We start from the raw sequence: 21,641 nt of genomic DNA, 5'->3' as shown, positions 1-21,641 counted from the left end.
TTCGCAGGCCGCCTTTTCAGTGATTGATCGTGCTCGCTCGATGGGCGGCGAAAGCCTATGGGCTCGGTTTTCTTCTGCTCGTTGGGATTGATCTGCTCATCGATGAGCGCCCTAGCCTGGTTGCGGGCCTTGCGGATGTCCGTCAGGGATTTGCGTGGCCAGGACCCGCAGGCGTATTCTTTGTTCTGGTCGCCCCACCGATAGCGATAGAAAAAGCTGACCGACACGCCGTCCTTACGCAGGGAAATTCGACCCGCGAGATTGCCATCCTCCCGGAGGATCCGGCCGGCATCATTGGCGGTCAGCGACTCGAGTTCTTTGATGGTGATTTTGGCCATGAAATGGACTCCCCCTACTTTTACCCCCACAAAAACGTCGGCTCTTGATGGACGTTACTGGACTCTCGTAGAGCAGAACACCGCTGGAGCTCAAGTAAATACTGGCTTAGAAAAATCCAGAGTGAAATTTTGGAGGCTTTCAAGAAGTATGAAAAAGGAGATGGGGTGCTAGGGGTCGAGTGTTCGAATCACTCCGTCCCGACCATTATTCCTGAGTAAAATCAGACAGTTAAGCCGATCAGATAGATCGGCTTTTTTGTGCCTGCGCAAAACTACCCGGTGACGCTGATATTCAGGTCCCGGAATTGCCTCGGACCAGATGATTCGTGGTCCCGCTGGTAGTTTTTGGTCTTGCCCTCGCTCGCATAGCCTGCGATTTTCTTGACCATCTTTCTTGTACAGATGCAGCGACAGCGCTGGTACTTCGTGAAAGCCCGGCATCTCCTCTTTCTTCCATCCCTAATAGCATTCCGCTGCCTCCCGAGCCTCCTTGAACGCTCGAGTCAAATACCGCTCTTCGACTTTCGTCCAGTGGTCCTTGAGTCCGCATCCCTCGGCAATGCACTGCCCGTCGCTGATGTTCTGCAACCGCTCGACGCGGACGTCGGTGATCTCCAGCAGGATGCGGCTGGCAGCGCGGGGCATATGAATGCTCGGTTTCCACTTCAAGCCGAAGTCTTTCCGCGCCTCGTCGGAGTAGGAACCTGGCAGACACTCAACCGCATAGGCGTAGTGCTGCAACGGGCTTTTCGCCGTTGGCTGATGTTCAACACCAAATCCATGAAGGTTTCGCGGACATATAGCCGGTCACCGGGCTGGGCGAATGGGCAGAAATCGTTGTAGTAGCCGACACTGTTCGGGTGCAAGGGGCTTTCGCTTGGCAGTTCATGCCATTCTCCTAGCAATTCCTCGGGTAGGCGCCGCCCTCCGAGACCCCGGAGGCGACAGTAGGGTGGGTGGTTTATTAGGATTGGTCTACGCTTTTGACTAAATCTCAATGAAGGATTTCGACGTGAACAATCAGTCTGAAGAGACACCGGAAGTGCGTCGAAATAAAATTCTTGGCGAGGCGATTGGGCTTACTCCATGGGAGGTGGCTGAATACCACTAGAATTCAAAAAAAGAACAACAGTGATGAGTACATCATTCACTTTGGTATTCAAACTCCGGAGCTGGTCAGCGCCAAGATCATTGGCTTGCGAGGAGGGCTGTTCACTCACACTCGGCCCATCGATTTTGAAGGGCTTCAAATAAGCAGTATTTAACTGATCTCAACGCCGGTTTCGGCGAACCAATTGGCCCAGGCCACCACTCGAAAGGACTCATATGAAACTCAATATTATTACTCTTGGCCTGCTCGTTGTATTGGCCGGCTGCACTACCGCTGGCCCATATGTCACCAACATCTCAAGTGATGGGCGTAATGGTCTGAACATCGAGAAGTGCGCTGTGAAGATGAATGCTTTCATGGGGACTGTGAGCACAACTGAATGCACGACTCAGAATTTGCAGCTCAGCCGAGGCAACTGATTGCAGGTATGACGTTCAGGGCGCGAAGTGTTCGTCGCCCGGATCTTTGTGCTACTCCCGCAAACTTTCATTCCAGGTGGACGATTTCCAGATGGTGAGCGTCCGGTATCGACCGTCGCGTTCCGGCTCGTTTATCAAGCCCATCTGTTCATACAGTCGAATGGCTTTTGGTGTGCAGCTGGTCAACTCGGCGCGTCGTCCAATGCACATGCTCAAATTTCCTTTTTTTGAAATGCGTTAAATGCCTTGTACGTTTGATCGCAAGTCAGCCCGTAACCGTCAGTCCGTTCCTGGTTGAAATGCTGTTTTCCCCCCTGAAAAAAACAAAAAACGACATTCCTGTCATTCAGCATCCGAACCCCAAGCAAACTCACACAGCTTGCTTCACCTTCCGATGAACCCACTGCGCCTCGCTTTTTAGCTCCAGAACTTGCCAATGGAAGCGCTCAAGCGAAGCATTGTGTCCGACGCTGATCAGGATTGTTTCCGGTAGCGTCTGTTTGAGCATTTGATAGCAGCGCGCCTCGTTGGCCGAATCCAGTGCCGAACTGCTCTCGTCGAGGAACAGGATCGTGGGGCGGGCCAGCAGTGCGCGAATGAACGCGCAGCGTTGCAGTTCGCCGATGCTGAGGGTCTGTGACCAGTCTCGTTCCTCATCCAGTTGATCGCTCAAGTGGTGCAGGCCGACTTGCTGCATGGCCAGGCCCAGCGCGGTATCTTCTTCGCGTTGGGGAGGATTGGGATACCAGAGCGCCTCGCGCAGGCTGCCCAGCGGCAGATAAGGTTTTTGCGACAGTGTCAGAGCACGCGCACGGTCATAACAGGTGGAGCCAGAAGCATGATGCCAAAGCCCCGTGATCGTACGAATCAGTGTCGATTTGCCGTAGCCGGACGGCGCGCTGATCAGAAGACTGTCGCCAGGCTCGAGTGAAAGATTGAACCCCTTGAACAATTGCCGGCCGTTCGGCAGCCAGATGTCCAGGTCCTTGATATCGAGGCCGTTGTCCTGTTGTTCGAGCCTGACCTTCGACTTGACTTGGACGTTATCCAGTCGGTTCTGGAAACCGATCAAGCGGTCGATCACCGATTTCCACTCCGACAGCTCTGGAAATACGCTCACCAGATAGGCGATGGCCGCATGCACTTCGCCGAAGGCGGCGCTTATCTGAGTCAGGCGACCGAGAGGAAAGGCGCCCGCGAAGAACTGCGGCGCCATGATGAACATGGGGATGACCGTAGCGCTGTTCAAATAGAAGGTCGAATAGCCCATGATCAGCTTCTGTTTTTTTACCAGCGCCCAGAAGTTTTCCAGGGCTGCGCCCAGGCGTTGGTTCAAACGTGCGCTCTCCAGGGCTTCGCCCCGGTATTGGGCGATCGAGTCGGCGTTTTCCCGCAGGCGGATGAGTGAGAAACGGAAATCCGCTTCGCGCCGCTGTTGCATGAAATTGAGACTTGGCAGCGCGCGTCCCAGCCAGAACGCGATGCCGGTGCCCACTATTGCGTACACCAGGGCCACCCACACCAGCAGCCCCGGGATGACCAATGACTGGCCGTTGAAGGGCACGCTGACGAGGCTGGAGGCCTGCCAGAGAATATGCAGGAATGAAAACAGCGACACCACCGAGGTCAGCAGTCCCAGACTCAACTTGAGTGACTTGATGATAAAGAGGTCGATGTCCTCGGCGATCCGCTGGTCGGGGTTATCGACGTCCGTCTCGGTCAGCTTCAGCTTCTGGTAACGCTGGCTGTCCAGCCATTGATCGAGCAGGTTGCGGGTGGCCCAACGCCGCCAGCGTATCGTCAGCTTCTGCTGGAAATGGAATGCGCCCACGGTGAAGGCGGCCATGCCGATCTGCAGCAGGATGAACTGCAGGCTGCCCAGGATAAAGCCGGCGTAATCCATGGCCTGCAATGCGTTGTAGAAATGCAGGTTCCAGAAGTTGGTGAGGATGTTGATCCCCACCAGGCACAGGGTCATGAGCACGGTGGCCAAAAGCAGCAACAGCGCCGGGTACTTCTCCTCGGATGCCCAGAAAGGCCGCGCGAGACGCCAGAAATTGCGGAGTGTGTGCATGTGGTCTTGATGAGCCCGGTCGCTAGCGACGTTGAGTTTGCAAGGGAGGGAGGATAGGATCGGCCAATGCTAATCGTTTGCATTAATTAGGGAAAGCCACGGGTGTCCGCTATCGAATTTCCAGAATGGCTTAATCAGGCGTGGCCGCCGATACAACGTGTAATCCAGCAGCCTGGTGATCAGCCTTCGATAGCATTGCATCGGCTCGCCGACCCCGCTGTGCTGCAACCACTGCTGACCCGGTTCGCGCTGCTTTATCCGGGGGTGAATCGTGCGGCCGTGGTCTCGCAGTGGTCGATGAACTATTTGGGTATTGTCCTGCCGGCGACCCTGGCCTGTGTCCTCACGCGTCATTGCGCGGTCGATTTCTGGGGTGAGGAAGCGGTGCTGTTGCACGATGACGGTCAACCTCTTGCGCTGGGACTGACTGGCCGACTACCGACCATGGCAGCTGAAGACCGTGCAGCGTACTGGTCGCGGTTGATCCATGAACACCTGGCACCGCTTTTTACCACCCTGGCCGCCGCCGGTGGCCTTGCGCCGAAAATACTGTGGGGCAACCTGGTCGCCTTCTGGGATGGCGCCTTCGCGAGAATGGATGCCGACTTGTCCAGGGACGGATTCGCCGAGACGCATCAGTGGCTGGAGCAGGTCACGGTAAACGACGGGCGCCTGAAGTTGCGGGGCCTGCAACGCATGGTCGAGTCACCTGCGCCGCAGGTTTGTCCCCGCCTTGCGTTGCGCCGGCATTGCTGCCTGCATTACCAGTTGCATGAACCAGTCGAAGGCGAACCGCCAGTCCTCTGCGAGTCATGTCCCAAGCTGCACCGCCTGCCTGTGGAAGAACAGGTGAGCTACCTGCATTACATCTATCAGGACGGTTGAGCGGGCGCTGACCATGCAACCAGGTGATGCGCGCCCGAACTGCGACAATTGTCCGCGGTGCCGGGCGCTGACATCACTCAATCCCATCAAGCATAAGCCGCATGGGCTTCGACCTGTGTGAGGCGGCCGTTTTCCACTTTCAGCACCCGGTCGGCCTGTTGGAAGTAAGCGTCGTCGTGGGTGATCACTATCACGGTCTTGCCCCGGGCTTTCAGTTCCGGTAACAGCTCCATGTAGAACACCCGCTTGAAGGTCGGATCCTGGTCGGCGGCCCACTCATCGAACAGATAAAACGGCTTGTCGTCCAGATACGCCGACACCAGCGCCAGTCGCTTGCGTTGGCCCGTGGACAGCTCCACGGTGGAAAAGCGGTCGTCGACGATGCTGACTTTATGCCCTAGACCCAAGGCCTTCACATAACGCGTCGCTTCGGCGGTGCGGTGCTCGGCGTCCGGTCCGTCGTCGCCCAGCAAATGTTCGAACAGGTGGAAGTCGGCGAACACGGCGGCAAAGTGCTGACGGTATTGCTCGCGGTTATCGTCGTCCACCTCCACGCCGTTAAGCACCACGCAGCCGGCTTCCGGCGCATACAGCCCAAGCATCAGCATCGACAGCGTGGTCTTGCCACTGCCGTTGCCGCCGACCACGAACACCAGTTCGCCCTGTTCCAGTGTCAGATCCACTGGCCCGAGCATGAAGGGATGATCCTCGTGTTCGCCGGGATAGCGGTGGCACACACCGTTGAGTAGCAGGCGCATGGGGCCTTCGCTGGCGAACACATTGCCCACCGGGGCGACGGCTTGGGCTTCGGTGCTCAGTTCGGCGTCCAGCTGGCGTATGCGGTTCAGGGCAATACTGGCCTGACGCAGCGAGGGCAGGGCGATCATCAAATCGGAAATCGGCCGTACCAGATACAGCAGGGTGATGGTGAAACTGGTCAGCACGGTGATCGGCTGCGGCAACCAGAACGGCACGATGAACAGCAACACGCCCAGGTTGAGGTAGAACAGCAGCGTGCCAAGGTTGGCCACCACCGAATACCCGGCCATGCCGCGCAGGAAACGCAGGCGAAACTCGTCGGCGCCCGGGCGGATGACCCGCTCGACAAAGGCCTCGCCACGGGCATTGTTCAGCTGCAATTCCTTGCTGCCTTCGATCAGGCTGCGAAAGTGCTGGTAGAGCACATCTTTTTGTAGTCGCACCCGTTCCAGATGGCTCAACGGCCCGCGTTCGGCCAAGTGGAACGCAATCAAACCGACCAGCAGGAACAAGGCCAGAATCGCCAGCAGTGACCACGACAGCCAGGCCAGATAGGCAAAGCACGCCAGGGTCACCACGGCGTTGACGAACAACAGCGGCACCCACTCGAACGCCGCGGTAAAGGTGTGTACGTCTTCGGTGAGAATCACCAGCAAACGGTGTTTACCCATGCCTTGCAGACGCTTGAGCGGGGTGGCGAGCAGCTTGCGCGACAAGTCGATGCGCATCTGGAAAATCGCACTTTGGGTCAGGTGCAGCAGCGACAGTTCCGAGCAGAGTTTGCTCAGCAGCATGCCCACACACAGCCCGAAAAACCCCAGGGCCAGTTCGGGCAATTGCTGCGGATTGGCCAGCCCGCGGTTGATCAGGATCACCAGTCCCGCACTGGCCAGCCCGCCCAGTGCACCGGTGATGGAGGCCAGTGCCAGCAGGCGTGCCGATTGGCGGTAGAGATAGAGAATCAGGTTCATGCGACGGTTTCCGTCGAGGCCATGGCCAGCGACTTGTTGAGTTGTTCATGGAAGGCAGACTGTCCGAGGATCGTGTCGTGATCAGCGGCGACCTGATGATGACAGGTTCGCTGACTGATCGCGTCCCATTGCGCCGGCAGGGTCGGGCGCTCGATCAAGGTCTGCTCGGCCCACCAGAGGTGCAGGGTGGCACGCACGGACGGCACTGAATAGCCGTTGACCCAACGACGTGCGTCGGCCATCACCTCCAGCGTTTGCTCGACATAGGCCAGCGGTGCCTTGAGGCTCAGGCCGTTGGCGTTCGCCCATTGCAGCAGGGCGAAACGCAATTGCTCCACGCGATCCAGTTCTGCGGTTGCAGTGTGCAGCTGCGCCAGGCATTGCGCGGTGAGTCGCTGGCGACTGTCGCTGCTCAATTCTTGCTGAACGATGGCCTGCAGCGCATCCCACGCCAGCGTTTCATCCTCGGCGTGGAACGTGCTATCGAACAACCCCAGCCATTCGACTGTTTGCCCTTGCGCCTCCAGCTGCCGGGTCAGCTCCAGCGCGAGCAAGCCGCCCATGGACCAACCGCCCAGGCGATACGGACCCTGAGCCTGAATCTGGCGAATCTGTGGCAAGTATTCGCTGGCCAATACAACGAGGTCCTGACTGCGCAACGATTCGGGCAACGGAATGCCGTACACCGGCATTTCCTTCGGCAACCCGGCAACCATCGGCAGGTAATGGTGAACCCCGCCCGCTGGCTGATGCAGACAGAACAGCGGTGCCTGTGCAGTTTCACCGGCTTGCAAGACGATGACCGCCGCAGGGTCGTGGGGCTGGCTAATCTGCTCGGCAAGGCCGATCAGCGTCGGGTGCTGGAAGATCACGTTGACCGGCACTTCGATGCCCAGAGCTGCGCGCAACCTGGCCGTCATGCGCACCACCAGCAACGAATGGCCGCCGAGGGCGAAAAAGTCGTCGTGGCGACCGATCACTTCGGCTTCCAGCAGCTCCTGCCAGAGCGCTGCGAGTACCTGTTCGATATGGCCCTCAGGCGCTTCATAAGTCGCGAGGCTGTGGTTCGGCGCACGGGCCAGCAAGCCGCGATGATCGACCTTGCCGTTGGCGGTGCGCGGCAGCTGCGCCAGCCACTGAATGTCGGCGGGAATCATGTGCGCCGGCAACAGCGCCGCGAGGGATTCGCGCACGGCACTGGCCTGAAGTTGAGTGCTCGCTTCGATGAAAGCACGCAAGCTCGGTTCGGCCTGAGTGGTGTCCAGCAACACCACCGCCAGTTTGGCGCCGCTGACGTTGCACAGCGCGGTTTCGATTTCGCCCAGCTCGATACGGTAACCGCGCAGTTTGATCTGCGAATCGGTGCGCCCGAGGAAATGCAGTTGCCCGTCCAGGTCCTGCCAGGCGAAATCGCCGGTGCGGTACAGACGTTGGCCTTCAAGGGAAGGATGACGGGCCTGGATGAATTTCTCGGCAGTCATCTGTGGCAGGCCCAGATAACCGTCGGACAGTCCCGGCCCGGCAATGTGGATTTCACCCTTGAGCCCACGGGCCACGGGTGCACCCTCGCTGTCGAGCAAATACACCCGGGTGTGGGCGATGGCACGGCCGATCGGCACGGGCCCCTGATCGGGCCGACACAGGGCGACAGTGCTCCACACCGACGCTTCCGTCGGTCCGTATTCGTTGTACAGCTGTGCATCGGGTTGGTGGCGATAGTGGTTGTCCACCAGCGCCGGCGGGCAACTTTCTCCGGCGACAATCGCGGTGCTCAGCGCACTTGCGGTATCGCCCAATTCGTCCAGTAATAACGCATACAACGAAGGCAGGGCCAGCAGGTGCGACACATCGTGACTGCGGATCAACCGGGCCAGTTGCAGCGGATCTTTCTGTTCGGTTTCGCTGGCCAGGTGCAGACAACCGCCCTGGCTCAGGCTCCAGAACAGCCCGGCGATAGAGCTGTCGAAGGCGAACGACGACAGCAGCAGGAAGCGTTGCACCGGCCGCGGATACCCCGCCAGCCGCGCCGCCAGCGAATGCAGGGCGTTGGCATGGCTGATCACCACGCCTTTGGGCTGACCGGTACTGCCGGAGGTATAAATCAGGTAGGCCGGTTGATCTCGGGAAACGGTTGGCTCCTCTTGCAACGGCACCACCGGCAGCGCTTGATCAATCGCCAGTGCGCTCGGTTGCCAGTCCACCGGCAGGTCTTGCAAGCGGGCGCGATGAGTCAGCACCAGACGGGCCTGGCTGTCACGCAGAATATGCTCGATGCGCTCAGCGGGATAAGCCGGATCGATCGGCACGTAGCAGGCCCCGGCGCGCAGGATGGCAACCAGCGCCACCACCGCATCGATATCGCGTGGCAGGAAATGCGCGATCCGTGCACCAGGTTCCAGGCCTTGGGCGAGCAGTTGCTGGGTGAGGGCGGTGACGCGCTGATCCAGCTCGGCATGGCTCAACGTCCCGCTTGGGCCAGTGACCGCCGGGCGTTGGGCATGGGCGGCCGAGCCTTGGGCGAAGCAGGCAGCCAGGTTGGGCAGGGCGAAGGTGGCGGCATAACGCTGTTCTTGCGCCGGGCTCAGGGGCGGCGAAGCGCACAGCCCTCCGGTCACCCGTTGTTGCTCGGCGGTGCTGCAGGTTGCCAGTCGGCCCAGGCTGATGAAGGGTTCACGCAGGCTGTGCTCGATCACGCTCAGCAACTGTTCGGCGAGAAGCTCGACGTGGGCAGGCGTGTAGAGCGCGGCATCAAAATGTAGCGATAAAGCACTGGCAGAATGGGGTTGATACTGCAACAGCAATGCACAACCGGCGCTGATACTGTCGGCCTGTTCGATCTGCCAACCGGCATCGTTCAGCGCACTGTGCGGCACGTCCGCGAGTTCGCGGAAACCCACGCCCGGCAATGATGGCACGTTGCTCAAGTGGCTCGGGTAGCTGTCCCGAGCATCGTTGAGCAGGCCGACACGCTCGGTCACTTGCTGGCACAACGCGGCAAACGATAGCTCGGGTGGGGTGTCGAGTGTCAGCGGCAATGGTTCGGAAAACAGGCCGAGGGCGTCGCCCAACACGTCCGGACGCGTCTGGTTCTCATAAGCCAGCGTCAGGCGTTCGGCTTCGCTGTAGCGCTGCCACAAGGTGACCCAGGCCGCGAGCACGACCGTGCCGGTGCTGACGCCGAGGCTGGCCGCTTGCTGATCGAGGCGTTGCAGGGTCGAGTCGTCGAACGACAGGTGCATCCGCGCCATTTCGGCAATCCCGATAGCCGGATTCTGGCGCTGCCAAGGCAACGGCACATCCGCGACCATCGCGTTGAACTGCTCATCCCAGAACTGGCGGCCCTGGTCGTCCACCGACTCCAGGCGCCACGCCGCATAGTCGGCGTATTGCAGCGGCGGCTCTTGCGGCGCCGCTTGCAGATAGCTCTGCGCCCATTCTTCGCAGAGATAACCCAGGCTGGTGCTGTCCAGGTGCAAGGCTGGCAAGTGCAAGGTTGCCGACTGGGTGTCCACATGCAGTTCGATGCCCAACGCCTGCCAATCAGCGACCGAATCGTCGATCACTTGCATTGGCAATGACAGGCCCGGCAGTTGTTGATAACGGGTACGCAGGATCTCGTGGCGTTGCATCAAGGCCAGCAAACCGGTTTTCAGCCGTGCGCTGTCCAGCGGTTGTTCGCTGCGAATGCGCAGCGTGGCCCGCTGCGCTGACGGAGCCAGACGAGTTTGTTGCAGGCGCCACAGGTGTGCCTGTTGTGGCGACAGTTCGAAGCCTTCGAACGGTGTGTTTTCGTGAGTCTGAGTCATGCTGAGACCTGTACAAAAAAGTGGGACATGAGCGCAAGGGTCGACGGGCCGAAGGCAATCATTGTTCGGTATCCTTCACGACGCTACGGCGACGGGCCTGGCCCAGAGTGCTCTGACGCGCGCTGCCGGCTTCACGCAGCGCGGCTTGAGCCTGGTCGCGGCGGGCCTGTTGCAGTTGATTGAGTGGCACCAACAACTGAGCGACGCTGGTGTCAGCGTTCAGCACGAGTTGCTCCAGCAGGCAGACGAACAGACGGTCGAACAGTTCGATGTAGGCACCGGCGTAACGCCCGGTGTCGTAGTCGTAGACCACCAGCAGGCCTTCGCCGTCATCCACGACGTTGATCAGCAGGTCGACATCCGAAGCTTGCGGTTCCAGCTCTCGCTCGCTGATCGCCAGTCCCGGCAAATGCAGGTCCTGCTGGCGGGTGTTCTGCACCACCAGTTTGACCTGGAAGAACGGCGTGTACCGCGCGTCCCGCTGCGGCAGCAGGTCGGCCACCAGGGCATCGAACGGCAAGTCCTGATGGGCAAAGGCATCCAGCGCCACACGACGGGCATCGCTGAGCAACTGGTCAAACGTCTGCTGCGGCGTGACGCGACAGCGCAATACCAACTGGTTGACGAAGAAGCCGACCATGTCTTCGGTCTGTTGCTGATGACGGTTGGCGATGTCGGTGCCCACCAGCAGGTCTTCGCGTCCGGTTTGCTGATAGAGCAACACGTTCAGCGCACTGTGCAGCACCATGAATGGCGAGGCCTCGCGAGCGGTCGCCATCTCGCCGATGGCCCGTGCCAGCGACGCTGGCAAGCGACTGCGGTGCCGCGCGCACCCACCGTGATCGCGAATCTGGGCGCCGGGCAACAGCAGCGGCGCCGGGCTTGCGTGCAGCTGCTGGCGCCAGTAAGCCAGTTGTTGTTGCCAGACCGGGCCCGGCAGGTGGGTGCGTTGCCACATGGCGAAGTCGGCGTATTGCAGGGCCGGGGTGTCGATGCGAGCAGCGGCGCTGCCGAAACCGACGTAGTCGGCAGCCAGCTGATCCACCAATTGCGCGATGGACCATGCATCCACCGCGATGTGGTGCATGGCGATGGCAAGCACATGGGTCTGCGCGTCCAGTTGCAGCAAACGTGCACGAATCAACGGTGCCTGCGTCAGGTCGAACGGCTGACCGAAGACCTCGGCCAATTGCGCCTGGATGGCCGGCTCCTGTTCCTGTGCCGCGATCTGTTGCAGATCGCTGACCGGCAGAGCAAATGCCTGCGCCGCTTCGATCTGCTGCCAGGGCTCGCCATGGTCGCTGTGCACGGTGCTGCGCAATACTTCATGGCGGGCGATCAGTTGCTCGAATGCCAGGCGCAGGGCTTCGACATTCAGCGCCCCGCTCAAGGTCAAGGCGAACGGAATGTTGAAACCGCTGGAGCCAGGGTTCAACTGCTCAAGGAACCACAAGCGCTGTTGGGCAAACGACAACGGCAGCGGTTGCGAACGGTCTACCGCGGTGATCGCGGGCAGGGCCAAAGGCATGGCTTGCAAGCGGGCGCTGTCGATGGCGCGTGCCAGGTTTTTCAGCACCGGGTGATCGAACACCGCACGCAAGGGCAGGTCCACGGCGAGCTGGCTGCGAATTCGCGAGACCACCAGTGTCGCCAGCAACGAGTGTCCGCCGAGGGCGAAGAAATTGTCGTCGGCACCGATGCTCGCCACGTTGAGAATCTGCTCCCAGATCGCCCCCAGTTGCTGTTCGGTGTCGCTGCTCAGCGGTTGTTGTTCGCTCAAGTCGCTATGGTCCAGCGCACGTGCGGTCAGTAGTTTGCGGTCAACCTTGCCGTTGGCGTTCTGCGGCAGCGCTTCCAGTTGTTGCCAGTGGGCGGGCACCATGTACGACGGCAAGCGTTGGCTCAGCCATTCGCGCAGCACTGCTACCGGCGTGTCATCACCGGTCCAGTAGGCAACCAGTTGCAGGTCGCCACGCTGGTCGGCGTTGACGATCACAGCCACGGCGTGCACGGCGGGATGACGTCCCAAGTGATCTTCGATTTCACCCAGCTCGATGCGGTGACCACGGATTTTCACTTGCTGATCGCGGCGACCGAGGAACTCGATCACGCCGTCTGCACGCCAGCGCCCCAGGTCACCGGTGCGGTAAAAACGCGCACCGGGTTCGAACGGGTGTGCCACGAACGCGGCTTGGGTTTTCTGCGGATCGTTGAGATAGCCGCGACCAACACCGACGCCACCCACGCAAATTTCACCGGGCACGCCCACTGGCACCGCACGCAATGCCGCGTCCACCAGGTACAGATGATTGTTGGCGGTCGGCCGGCCAATCGGCATGGCGTTGCCGCCTTCTTCAGGCACGGTGGTCAGCGGGTGGAACGCCACGTCGTCCGAGCATTCCGCCGGACCATAGGCGTTCATCAGCGGCACATGGGCGAAGCGAGTGAGCCAAGCCTGGGCCAGCGCTGGAGGCAGGGCTTCGCCGGTCGGCAGCAACCAGCGCAGCGCCGACAGTTGCGTGTCGGTGCTGGCGAGGTCGAGCAGGGCGCGGATCATCGTCGGCACGGCTTCGAGCACCGACAGTTGCTCGTTTTCCAGCGCTTGCAGCAGGCGCTCGGGGTCGTGGGCAATCACGTCCGGCAGGATATGCACGGTGGCGCCAAGGATCGGTGCGGCGAGGAATTGCCACACCGAAATGTCAAACGCCGGGGAGGCGGTCTGGGCAATCCGGTCCGCGCTCGACAGGCCCAGGGTCGGCACCTTGCCGAAAATGTTGTTGAGCATGCCCCGTTGCTCGACCATGGCTCCTTTTGGTGTACCGGTGGAGCCTGAGGTGAAGATCACGTAGGCCAGATCGTCTGGGCTGCCCGCCACGTTCGGCGGCGTTGCATCGCCCGCCAGCCACAGGGTTTCGGTGCGCAGGCGGCGCGGGGTCGCGGTGCTCGCGGCCAGTGCCGGGTCGATGACCGAGTTGGCACTGTCGCTGGTCAACAGAATCGTCGCCCCGGACAGTTCGAGAATCTCGCTCAGGCGCTGTGGCGGATGCTTGATGTCCAGCGGCAGGTACGCCGCACCAGCCTTGAGCACGGCGATCATCATGCTCAGCAATGGCAATCCGCGTTCAGCGGCCAAGGCCACCAGCGTGTCGCGACCGGCGCCGGTTTCGATCAGTGCACGGGCCAAGCGGTTCGAACGCTGATCCAGTTCGGCATAGCTCAGGCTGTCGGCGCCACACACGGCTGCAATGCGCTGCGGATGCTCCGCTACGTGCCGGGCGAACAGTTCGGCGTAGGTTTGATCCAGCGGGAAGTCGAGTTCACTGCGGTTCCAGTCCACCAGCAGGGTCTGGCGTTCGTCCGGCGTCAGCAACGACAGCGTGGCCAGCGGTGCATCAGGCTGGGCGACCATTTGCGTGAGCAACTGACGCAGGTGGCCGAGCATGCGCTGCACGGTGTCGGTGTCGAAACGTGCGGCGTCGTAGGTCAGGCGAATGCCCAGGCGATCGCCGGGGTAGAGCACCACGGTCATCGGGTAGTTGGTGTGCACCCGGTCTTCGTAGATGTCGACGTTGAAGTCGACCTGGCGGTCCGACAGACCTGCGTCGAACGGTGCGTTTTCGAACACCACCAGGCTGTCGAACAACGAACGACCGTGCTCGATTTCACTCCAGCGCTGAATGTCCACCAGCGGTGCATGTTCGTAGGCACGCAACTCGTAGTTGTGCGCGAACAGCGCTTGCAGCCACGGCACCACGGTTTGCGAATCGTCGACCTTGACCCGCAGCGGCAGGCTGTTGATGAACAACCCGACGATGTCTTCCACGCCCGGCAAATCGGTCGGACGTCCCGACACGGTGACGCCGAACAACACGTCATCGCTCCCGCTGTAACGGGACAACAGCAACGCCCAGGCGCCCTGAATCCAGGTGTTGGGCGTGAGCTGGTGCTGTTGGCACAACGCGGTCAAGGCGCGGGTGTCGGCAATCGACAGGGTGACGTCCAGGTTGGCCACCGCTTCGACCGCTTGCTCGGTCACGGCCGGGCGATCCACCACCAACGGCGTCGGCGCGCTGAAACCGGCCAGTTCGCGGGTCCAGAATTGTTCGGTGATGGACGTATCCTGGCATTGCAGCCAATGGATGTAATTGTTGAACGACGGCAACAACGGACGCGCCACAGGCTGGCCGAGTACGCGGGCCTGATAATGGGCGAACAGGTCAGCCATCAACAGGCCGAAGCACCAGGCATCGGTCAGGATGTGGTGGAAGCTGCGCACGATCAGGAACTCCTGATCGGCCACCTGGAACACCCGCAAGAAAGTCAGCGGCGGGCGGCGCATGTCGAAACCCTGGCGGCATTCGGCATCCAGCACGGCATCCAGTTGACGCTGGCGGCTCGCTTCGTCGAGGTGCCGCCAGTCGTACCAGGCGAAGGCCGGATCGGTGTCGTGATAGACACATTGCAGCGCGGCCTTGCCGTCCTGCCACCAGAAACCGGTGCGCAGCATCGGGTGCCGGGCCAGTTGCCGGGCCCAGGCGAATTCGATGGCGCTACGGTCCAGTTCGCCATCCCAGCGATAACGTTGCTGCATCAGGTAGATGCCGCTGTCGGGACGCAGCAGGGTGTGCAACAACATGCCTTCCTGCATCGGCGACAGAGGCAGTAAGTCGTCGATGCCGGCCCAGTCGAAGTGGGCACCCAAGTCCGTGAGATCGTGGCCGGCGGCGCGGCACAGCGGGAACGCGTGGGCACCCGGGATCGCTTGTTCGGCATCGGCAGCCAGCAGGGTCAGATGCCGCTCCAGTGCTTGAGCCCAGTATTCGGCGCCTGGACCACGGCAATCGATGTGCAGTTGACCCTGTTGCAGGTTCACGGACAGGGTCAGCCCGGCGCCATCGATGGGCGCGCTGGCGGCGATGACCTCACCCAACGGTCCTTCATGGGCCAGCCATTCACCGGCCATGACGATATGCACCGTTGGCTGCGGCAGGCTTAGCAGCGGTTCACGCAGGTAGTCGTTGTCGGCCAGATAACGCAGCACGCCGTAGTCGTCGCCAAAGTGCGGGGCGGCGGCCAGTTGCGCGTCGACCTGCGCGAGCAGCTGCGCGGCGCTGGTGCCGGGTGTCACGCTCAAACGCAGCGGAACGGCGTGGCTCAGCGCGCCAATCACCGTCGCCGGGTCGAAGTCGGTACGACTCAGGGCGCTGCTGAGCGGCAAAAGTGCGCGCTCGCAGCGACCGCGATCCAGGCTCAGCCAGACGTCTTGTTTGGCACTTTGCTGCGCCAGTTCCGCGGCGACGGCGGTGGCCACCAGCGAAGCCCAAGGCGCGTGACTGCGGCGTTGCAGCAGGTTCAGACGGGCGCTCAGTGGCGCCGGGATCTGCACGCGGCTTTCAGTCGCCCCGTTGTCCTGCTGCGTGGCCGGTGGCAGGGTTTCACCGGCATATTGCAGCCAGTATTCCCAGGCCGATTCCAGCCCGTCTTCATCGCGGGCGCAGCGGTTTTGATGGTCGGCCCATTCATCCAGATGGCCGCCGTGACGCGGCAGTTCGATCGCGCGATCGTATTGCGCTTGAGCCACGGCCAGCGCCAGGTCAGTCATCAACAACGCCCAGGAAGCAGCATCCAGGCGCAGTGCATGGGCGACCAACAACACCGCGTCGCCCTGTTCCGACAGGCATGCGTGCCAGCCTTCGCCCGCCGCGTGATCCAGTGTGGCCAGTGTGGTTTCGGCCAGTGCGTTCAGGTTGTCAGTGTCGAGCGGCTGGCGGCTGGCGCTGACCGGTTTCGGCGTGCTCGGCAGGGTTTGCGCCCAGCCACCGTCAGTCTGTTGAGTCAAGCCCAGCTGCAGTGCGCGGTGTTGCTGTTGCAGAGCCTGCACGGCGCGGTTCAGCACTTCGAGGCTGATCGGCGTATTCAGCGCCACGCAGCGCCAGTCCGCCGCCAACGGGCCGGCTTCGAGACGGGCGTGTTGACCTGCGGTCAGCGGTACATTACGCGCAGCGCTGGTGGTGTCGCGGCTGTAGCTCGCGCCTTGGCTGATCACCGCGGAGATTTCAGCGATGGTGCGGTTTTCGAACAACTGCTTGGGCGTCAGTTTCATGCCGCGCTGATGGGCGCGGGCGATGATTTGCAGGTTGAGAATCGAATCGCCGCCCAACGCAAAAAAGTTGTCGTGAATCCCCACGCGCTCGACCCGCAACACGTCCTGCCAGATCTCGGCGAAGGCGATTTCCACCGCATCGCGGGGGGCCTCGTAGTTGTCCTGGCGGGTCGGTGCATCGGGCAATGGCAGGCGGGCGATGTCCGGTTTGCCGTTAGCGTTCAGCGGGATGGCGTCCAGGGCGATGAAGTCCGCCGGCACCATGTAATCCGGTACGCGCAGAGCCAGATCGGTGCGCAGTTTATCGGTCGAGAGGGAGGTGCTGGCCACCAGCCAGGCCACCAGTCGCGCGGGTTCGTCAGACGGTTGAACCACGCGCACCAGCACTTGTTGGATATTGCTCGACAGGCGTTTGATCTGTGCTTCGACTTCGCCCAGTTCAATGCGGTAGCCGCGCAATTTAACCTGGTTGTCGACGCGCCCCAGGAACGCCAGTTCAGCGGATTCCAGCCAGCGCACACGGTCGCCGGTGCGGTAGGCGCGGGGCAGATCGGCAACGGCGGTGAAGCGTGCAGCGGTTTGCGCCGGATCGCCCAGGTAGTCAATGGCCAGGCCTTCGCCGCCGACCCACAATTCACCCGGCATACCGACCGGCACGGCGTGACCCTGGCTGTCGAGTACCCGCAGTTGCCGGTTCGGTTGCGGATGGCCCAGCGGCTGTACGCCGACCAGTGGCTGCTCGATGCGCGACAGGCAAATGCCCACGGCGCTTTCGGTCGGGCCATAGTGGTTGTAGACCGCGAGTTCCGGACGCAGCGCGCCGATAGTGTCCAGCAGCGAGCCTTGCAGCGCTTCGCCACCCAGTAGCAACGCGCGGCGCGGTAGCAGACGAGCGTCAGGGTGCGCGGCGAGCAAACCGTGCAGGTGGTTGGGCGTGAGCTTGACCAGGTCCGGCGTGAATTCGCCAAAGCACTGCGCCAGGGCATTCGGGTCGGCGCGGGTGTCGTCGTCCACCAGCAACAGGCTGCCACCGCTGACCAGCGCCCCGAACAACTGGGTGTAACCAAGGTCCGCCGCCAGGGTCGACAGCAGCGCATGGCGCCACGGTTGTTCGGCCTCGGCGCAACCCAGTTCGGCCAGAATGCCGCTGACATAAGCAACGATAGCCCGATGGGACAAACGCACGCCTTTTGGTGTGCCAGTGGAGCCGGAGGTGTAGATCACATAGGCGCAGGCTTGTTGATCCACCGCCGGCAGGTCGATGCCGGTCGCGCGGGCTGAAGCGTCGATCACCTGCGCAGAGGCGGTGTCGAAGGTCGGCGCGCCAATGATGAAGCCCACGTCGGCGCTGGCCATCAGTGCACTCAGGCGCGAGGCCGGTTGGCCCAGGTCCAGCGGCAGGAAACACGCGCCGGCCTGCATCACCGCCAACAGCGAAACCACTGCGTCGTTGCAACGGGGCAGGGCCAGGGCGACGCGATCGCCTTGTTGCACACCGCGCTGACGCAAGGCGTAGGCCAGTGCGGTCGAGGCTTCAAGCAGCTCGCCGTAGCTCAATGCACCATGGGCGTCGCGCACGGCTTCACGCTCGGGATGGCGGCGAGCCTGAGCGGCGATCAGTTCATGCAGCGCAGCATCCGGCACTTCAAGCGTCGCGCCGTTGCCCCAGGTGCGAGTCAGGTTCAGTTCCTGCATCGGGCACAACGGCACGTGGGCCAGTGGCCGGTGGGCGTCGCGGCTCAGTTCGTCAAGCAGCGTTACCAACTGTTCCATCAAGCGCGCGCCGGCCGCATCGGACAAGCGTTTGCGTTGGTGCACCAGATGCAGGTGCAAGCTGTCGCCTTCCATCGAAGCGATCAGCGACATCGGGTAGTTGTTGCGCCCACCCGTATGGCGTAACGGCGCGGTCTGTTCGGCATCCGGCAGCCCGAGCAGGCCGTCGTCGATCTGATCCAGCTCCCGGGGGAACGGGAAGTTTTCGAATACCATGATCGCTTCGAACAACTCGCCACCGGGCGGCAGCGCGGTCAAGGCCCGCAGACTGGCGAGCGGCGTGTGTTCATGCTCGCGCATCTCGGCGTTCCAGTCCTGGATGCCGGCCAACCATTGGCCAACGGTTGGCGCATCGTCCCAGCGAACCCGCAACGGCAAGGTATTGATGAACAGACCGACCATGCGCTCGACGCCACTCAGGCGCTGTGGACGCCCGGCCACGGTGACGCCGATCAGGGCCTCGTCGCTGCCGTTATGGCGACCCAGCAAGTAAGCGTACGCCGCTTGCAGCAGGGTGTTGACGGTCAGGTTGTTGTCACGGGCGAAGCTACTCAGGCGCGCCGTCGTTGTCGCCTCCAGCACGCGCTGGTGCTCGGTGCAGGGCAGGTGCGCGTCTGCCAGGTCGGCGAGCAGGCCACGCGGGTCCGATTCGGGCACCCTGGTGGTGTTGGCGAAATCCGCCAGGCGGCTGCGCCAGAACTCATCGGCGGATGGGCGTTCATCGAGGTAGGCCACGTAATCCTGGAACGGGCGCACCGCTTCCAATGCCGCGTTTTGCCCGCGACGGGCCGCGCGATACAGATCGCGCCAGTCCGCCAGCAGCGAGCCAACGCTCCAGCCGTCGAGCAACAGGTGATGGTGCGTCCACACCAGCGACCACTGCGCTTGTCCGTTCACATCGTCCAGGCGCGCCAGGGTCAAGCGCATCAGTGGCGCGGCACTCAGTTCGAAGGCTTGTGCGTGATCTTGCGCCACCAGGGCCGGCAGCCCTTGCGGGTTGCCGCGCAAGTCGACTTCGCGCAGCGGCAGATCGACTTCCTTGAGGATGACCTGATAAGCGTCGTCCAGCTCTTCCCACAGAAACGCCGTGCGCAACACCGCGTGGCGCTGCATCAGGGCAATCCAGGCCTGACGGAACGCGTCGAGGTCGAGGTCACCGGCCAGGCCGATGCTCATTTGCTGGTAATAGACCCGCGACTCGGGCGCATAGGCCTCGTGGTACAGCAGGCCTTTTTGCAGCGGCGTCAACGAATAGATGTTTTCGATTTGGTCATGCATGGCAGCAGTGTTCAATCCAGGAAATCGTAGAGGCACGTGCGCCGCGAGCGGCGCACTCCGAAGTCAAATTCAGGGCGATGGCGGGGCTCACTTCTTCGGCCCCAGGCGTTTGAGCAGCATGTCCAGGGACTTCTGGTTCATGCCTTTGGCCAGCGGGAAGTCCGAGGGCATCAACGCCCCCGCCTGTGGGTCGAGGCAATGCCCGACCAGCGCTTGCAGATGCTCCAGCAAGCGAGCGGGCAAGCGACTGTCGGCGCCCGGCGTGACGCTGTGCCAGTGGATATGCAATACACCGTCTTCCAGCCACGCCACCACTTCACGGCCATGGCTCATGCGGTTGGCCGGTGCCACTTCTGGCGGCGCGGTCAGGTCGCTGGCGCGCAACCAGCCCTGTGGCGTTTGCTCATGCCCCAGGTAGTTGAACAACACATCGCCACGGCTTGGCGGCAGTTCGCCGCGCTGACGCAAAAGCCCGTGACCGAGGCCATTGCCCGGCACGGCGCGCAAGGCTTCCTTGGCATCGCGCACTCGCTCGCCAGGGGCACCACTGGATTTCACCCGCAACGGATAGAGGGTGGTGAACCAGCCGACGGTGCGGCTGACATCCAGGCCCTCGAACGGCGCATCGCGACCATGGCGCTCCAGATCCACCACGATGTCGGCGCGGCTTTCAGCTTCTGCCAGCGTCGCGGCGAGGGCGGCGATCAGCAGCTCTTCCGGTTGTGTGCGATAGGCGGCGTGGGACTCGGTCAGCCATTGATGAGTGCGCGCCGCATCCCAACGGGCCGACAAGGTTTGACGCTCGGCGACCGTGGCCACGGGCGCGGTGTTCACTGCGGTCTGGGCATTCCAGTAGCGCTGTTCGGCGCTGACCTTGCCGGCATGGGCGTGCAGGTGTTCGGCCCATTGACGGTAAGACGTGGTTTTCGCCGGCAGGCCTGGATTCTCGCCTCGCTCCAGCCCTTGATACAGCTGCTGGAAATCTTCCAGCAGCGGCGTCCATGACACGGCGTCGACGACCAAGTGATGCGCGACCAGATACAGGCGTTGCGGTTCGCCCTCCAGCAATGCCGCCGCGAACAGCGGGCCATGTTGCAGGTCCAGACTTTGCGCGACTTGCTGCAGTTGTTCAGGCTGTTCGCAGCAGACCAATCGAGCGGGCGATACCGCTGCGATGTGCGCCTGCCATTGCCCGTCAACCTCGGCGAAACGCAGGCGCAAGGCATCGTGGTGGGCCACCAGCCGATCCAGCGTCGCCTGCACCAGTGCCGGTTGCAGACGACGATCGCTATCAGCCAATACCGACTGATTCCAGTACGCCGCTTGCGGCTGTTGTTGGTCGAAGAACCACTGATGCAACGGCATCAACGGCATCGCACCGGTCACATCACCTTGTTCGGCCAGGGTCAGCAACGGGCTGGCCACCTGCGCCAGTGCCGCCGGGGTCGGCGAGCGGAACAGGTCTTTGGGCGTGAGCGAGTAACCCTGTTCGCGCAGTCGCGAGATCAGCTTCAAACCGAGAATCGAATCGCCACCCAACGCGAAGAAGCTGTCCGTAGTGCCGACTTCGCGGCCACCGGTCAGGGACTCGCCGAGCAGTTCACCGAACAGTTGGCAGAGCAGGGTTTCCAGTTCGTTGCGCGGTGCGGCGTAATCTTCCTGGGTTTGCGGCAATGGCAGGGCAGCCAAGGCCTTGCGGTCGATCTTGCCGTTGGTGGTCAGGGGCAGGGCCGGCACTTCAACCCACACCGCCGGCACCATGTACGCCGGCAGTTCGGCGGCAAGCAGCGTATCGAGGCCTGATTGCGCCGCATTGCTGCTGTAGAACGCCACCAATCGATTATCGATCACCAGGGTGCAGGCACCGGTGATGGCGGGCTGGCTCAGCAGCGCCGTGTCGACTTCCCCCAACTCGATGCGCTGGCCGCGCAACTTCACCTGATGGTCGAGGCGTCCCAGGTACTCGATGTTGCCGTCGGCGAGGAAGCGGCAACGGTCGCCGGTGCGGTACAGGCGATCACCGTCGATGAACGGGCTGGCGAGGAAGCGTTCCTCGGTCAGGTCCGGGCGTTTCAGGTAACCGCGAGCGACCCCGACCCCGCCGATGTACAGCTCGCCGATGCT

General features: G+C 62.1%; 8 protein-coding genes and 2 pseudogenes. 2 read left to right on the top strand and 8 right to left on the bottom strand.

Annotated features, from left to right (window positions below):
• Positions 1-65 precede the first annotated feature (65 nt).
• Both BZL43_RS00200 and BZL43_RS28730 read right to left on the bottom strand, forming a co-directional pair.
• A pseudogene (locus BZL43_RS00200) lies at positions 66-338 on the bottom strand (Arm DNA-binding domain-containing protein); the annotation flags it as partial.
• 272 nt (positions 339-610) lie between these two features.
• Positions 611-1,001: pseudogene (locus BZL43_RS28730) on the bottom strand (hypothetical protein); the annotation flags it as partial.
• Between the two features lie 663 nt (positions 1,002-1,664).
• On the opposite strand from BZL43_RS28730, the gene BZL43_RS00190 reads away from it, so the two are divergent.
• Positions 1,665-1,868: a hypothetical protein gene (locus BZL43_RS00190; protein WP_095630464.1), complete on the top strand. Its 204-nt coding sequence runs from the start codon at positions 1,665-1,667 to the stop codon at positions 1,866-1,868.
• Between the two features lie 51 nt (positions 1,869-1,919).
• Here the strand turns inward: BZL43_RS00190 and BZL43_RS00185 are convergent, their stop codons facing one another.
• Positions 1,920-2,078: a MerR family DNA-binding transcriptional regulator gene (locus BZL43_RS00185; RefSeq protein ID WP_256582773.1), complete on the bottom strand. Its 159-nt coding sequence runs from the start codon at positions 2,076-2,078 to the stop codon at positions 1,920-1,922.
• A gap of 160 nt (positions 2,079-2,238) precedes the next feature.
• Positions 2,239-3,942: an ABC transporter ATP-binding protein/permease gene (locus tag BZL43_RS00180; protein ID WP_095630463.1), complete on the bottom strand. Its 1,704-nt coding sequence runs from the start codon at positions 3,940-3,942 to the stop codon at positions 2,239-2,241.
• A gap of 195 nt (positions 3,943-4,137) precedes the next feature.
• Between BZL43_RS00180 and fhuF the strand changes: the two genes are divergently transcribed.
• On the top strand, positions 4,138-4,827 hold the full coding sequence (fhuF, locus tag BZL43_RS00175; RefSeq protein ID WP_095630470.1) for a siderophore-iron reductase FhuF: 690 nt from the start codon (positions 4,138-4,140) through the stop codon (positions 4,825-4,827).
• 86 nt (positions 4,828-4,913) lie between these two features.
• Here the strand turns inward: fhuF and BZL43_RS00170 are convergent, their stop codons facing one another.
• From BZL43_RS00170 to BZL43_RS00155, 4 genes are all read right to left on the bottom strand, one after another.
• Positions 4,914-6,557 (bottom strand): cyclic peptide export ABC transporter, encoded by a 1,644-nt coding sequence (locus tag BZL43_RS00170; RefSeq protein WP_095630462.1) that lies wholly within the window; start codon positions 6,555-6,557, stop codon positions 4,914-4,916.
• Positions 6,554-10,363 carry an amino acid adenylation domain-containing protein gene (locus BZL43_RS00165; RefSeq protein ID WP_095630461.1) on the bottom strand — a complete coding sequence of 1,270 codons (3,810 nt, stop codon included), beginning with the start codon at positions 10,361-10,363 and terminating at the stop codon, positions 6,554-6,556. Before BZL43_RS00165 ends, BZL43_RS00170 begins: the two co-directional genes overlap by 4 nt.
• A 58-nt stretch (positions 10,364-10,421) precedes the next feature.
• Positions 10,422-19,517, bottom strand: a complete 9,096-nt coding sequence (locus BZL43_RS00160) for a non-ribosomal peptide synthetase (RefSeq protein ID WP_095630460.1) — start codon at positions 19,515-19,517, stop codon at positions 10,422-10,424.
• A gap of 87 nt (positions 19,518-19,604) precedes the next feature.
• Positions 19,605-21,641: condensation domain-containing protein (locus tag BZL43_RS00155; protein ID WP_143517815.1), on the bottom strand; the 2,037-nt coding region annotated here is incomplete at its 5' end.

Origin of the sequence: Pseudomonas sp. PICF141 (assembly GCF_002286815.1) — a bacterium.
Taxonomy (GTDB): domain Bacteria; phylum Pseudomonadota; class Gammaproteobacteria; order Pseudomonadales; family Pseudomonadaceae; genus Aquipseudomonas.
The sequence above is the reverse complement of the archived record's forward strand: the minus strand, read 5'-3'. Positions and strand labels throughout refer to the sequence as shown.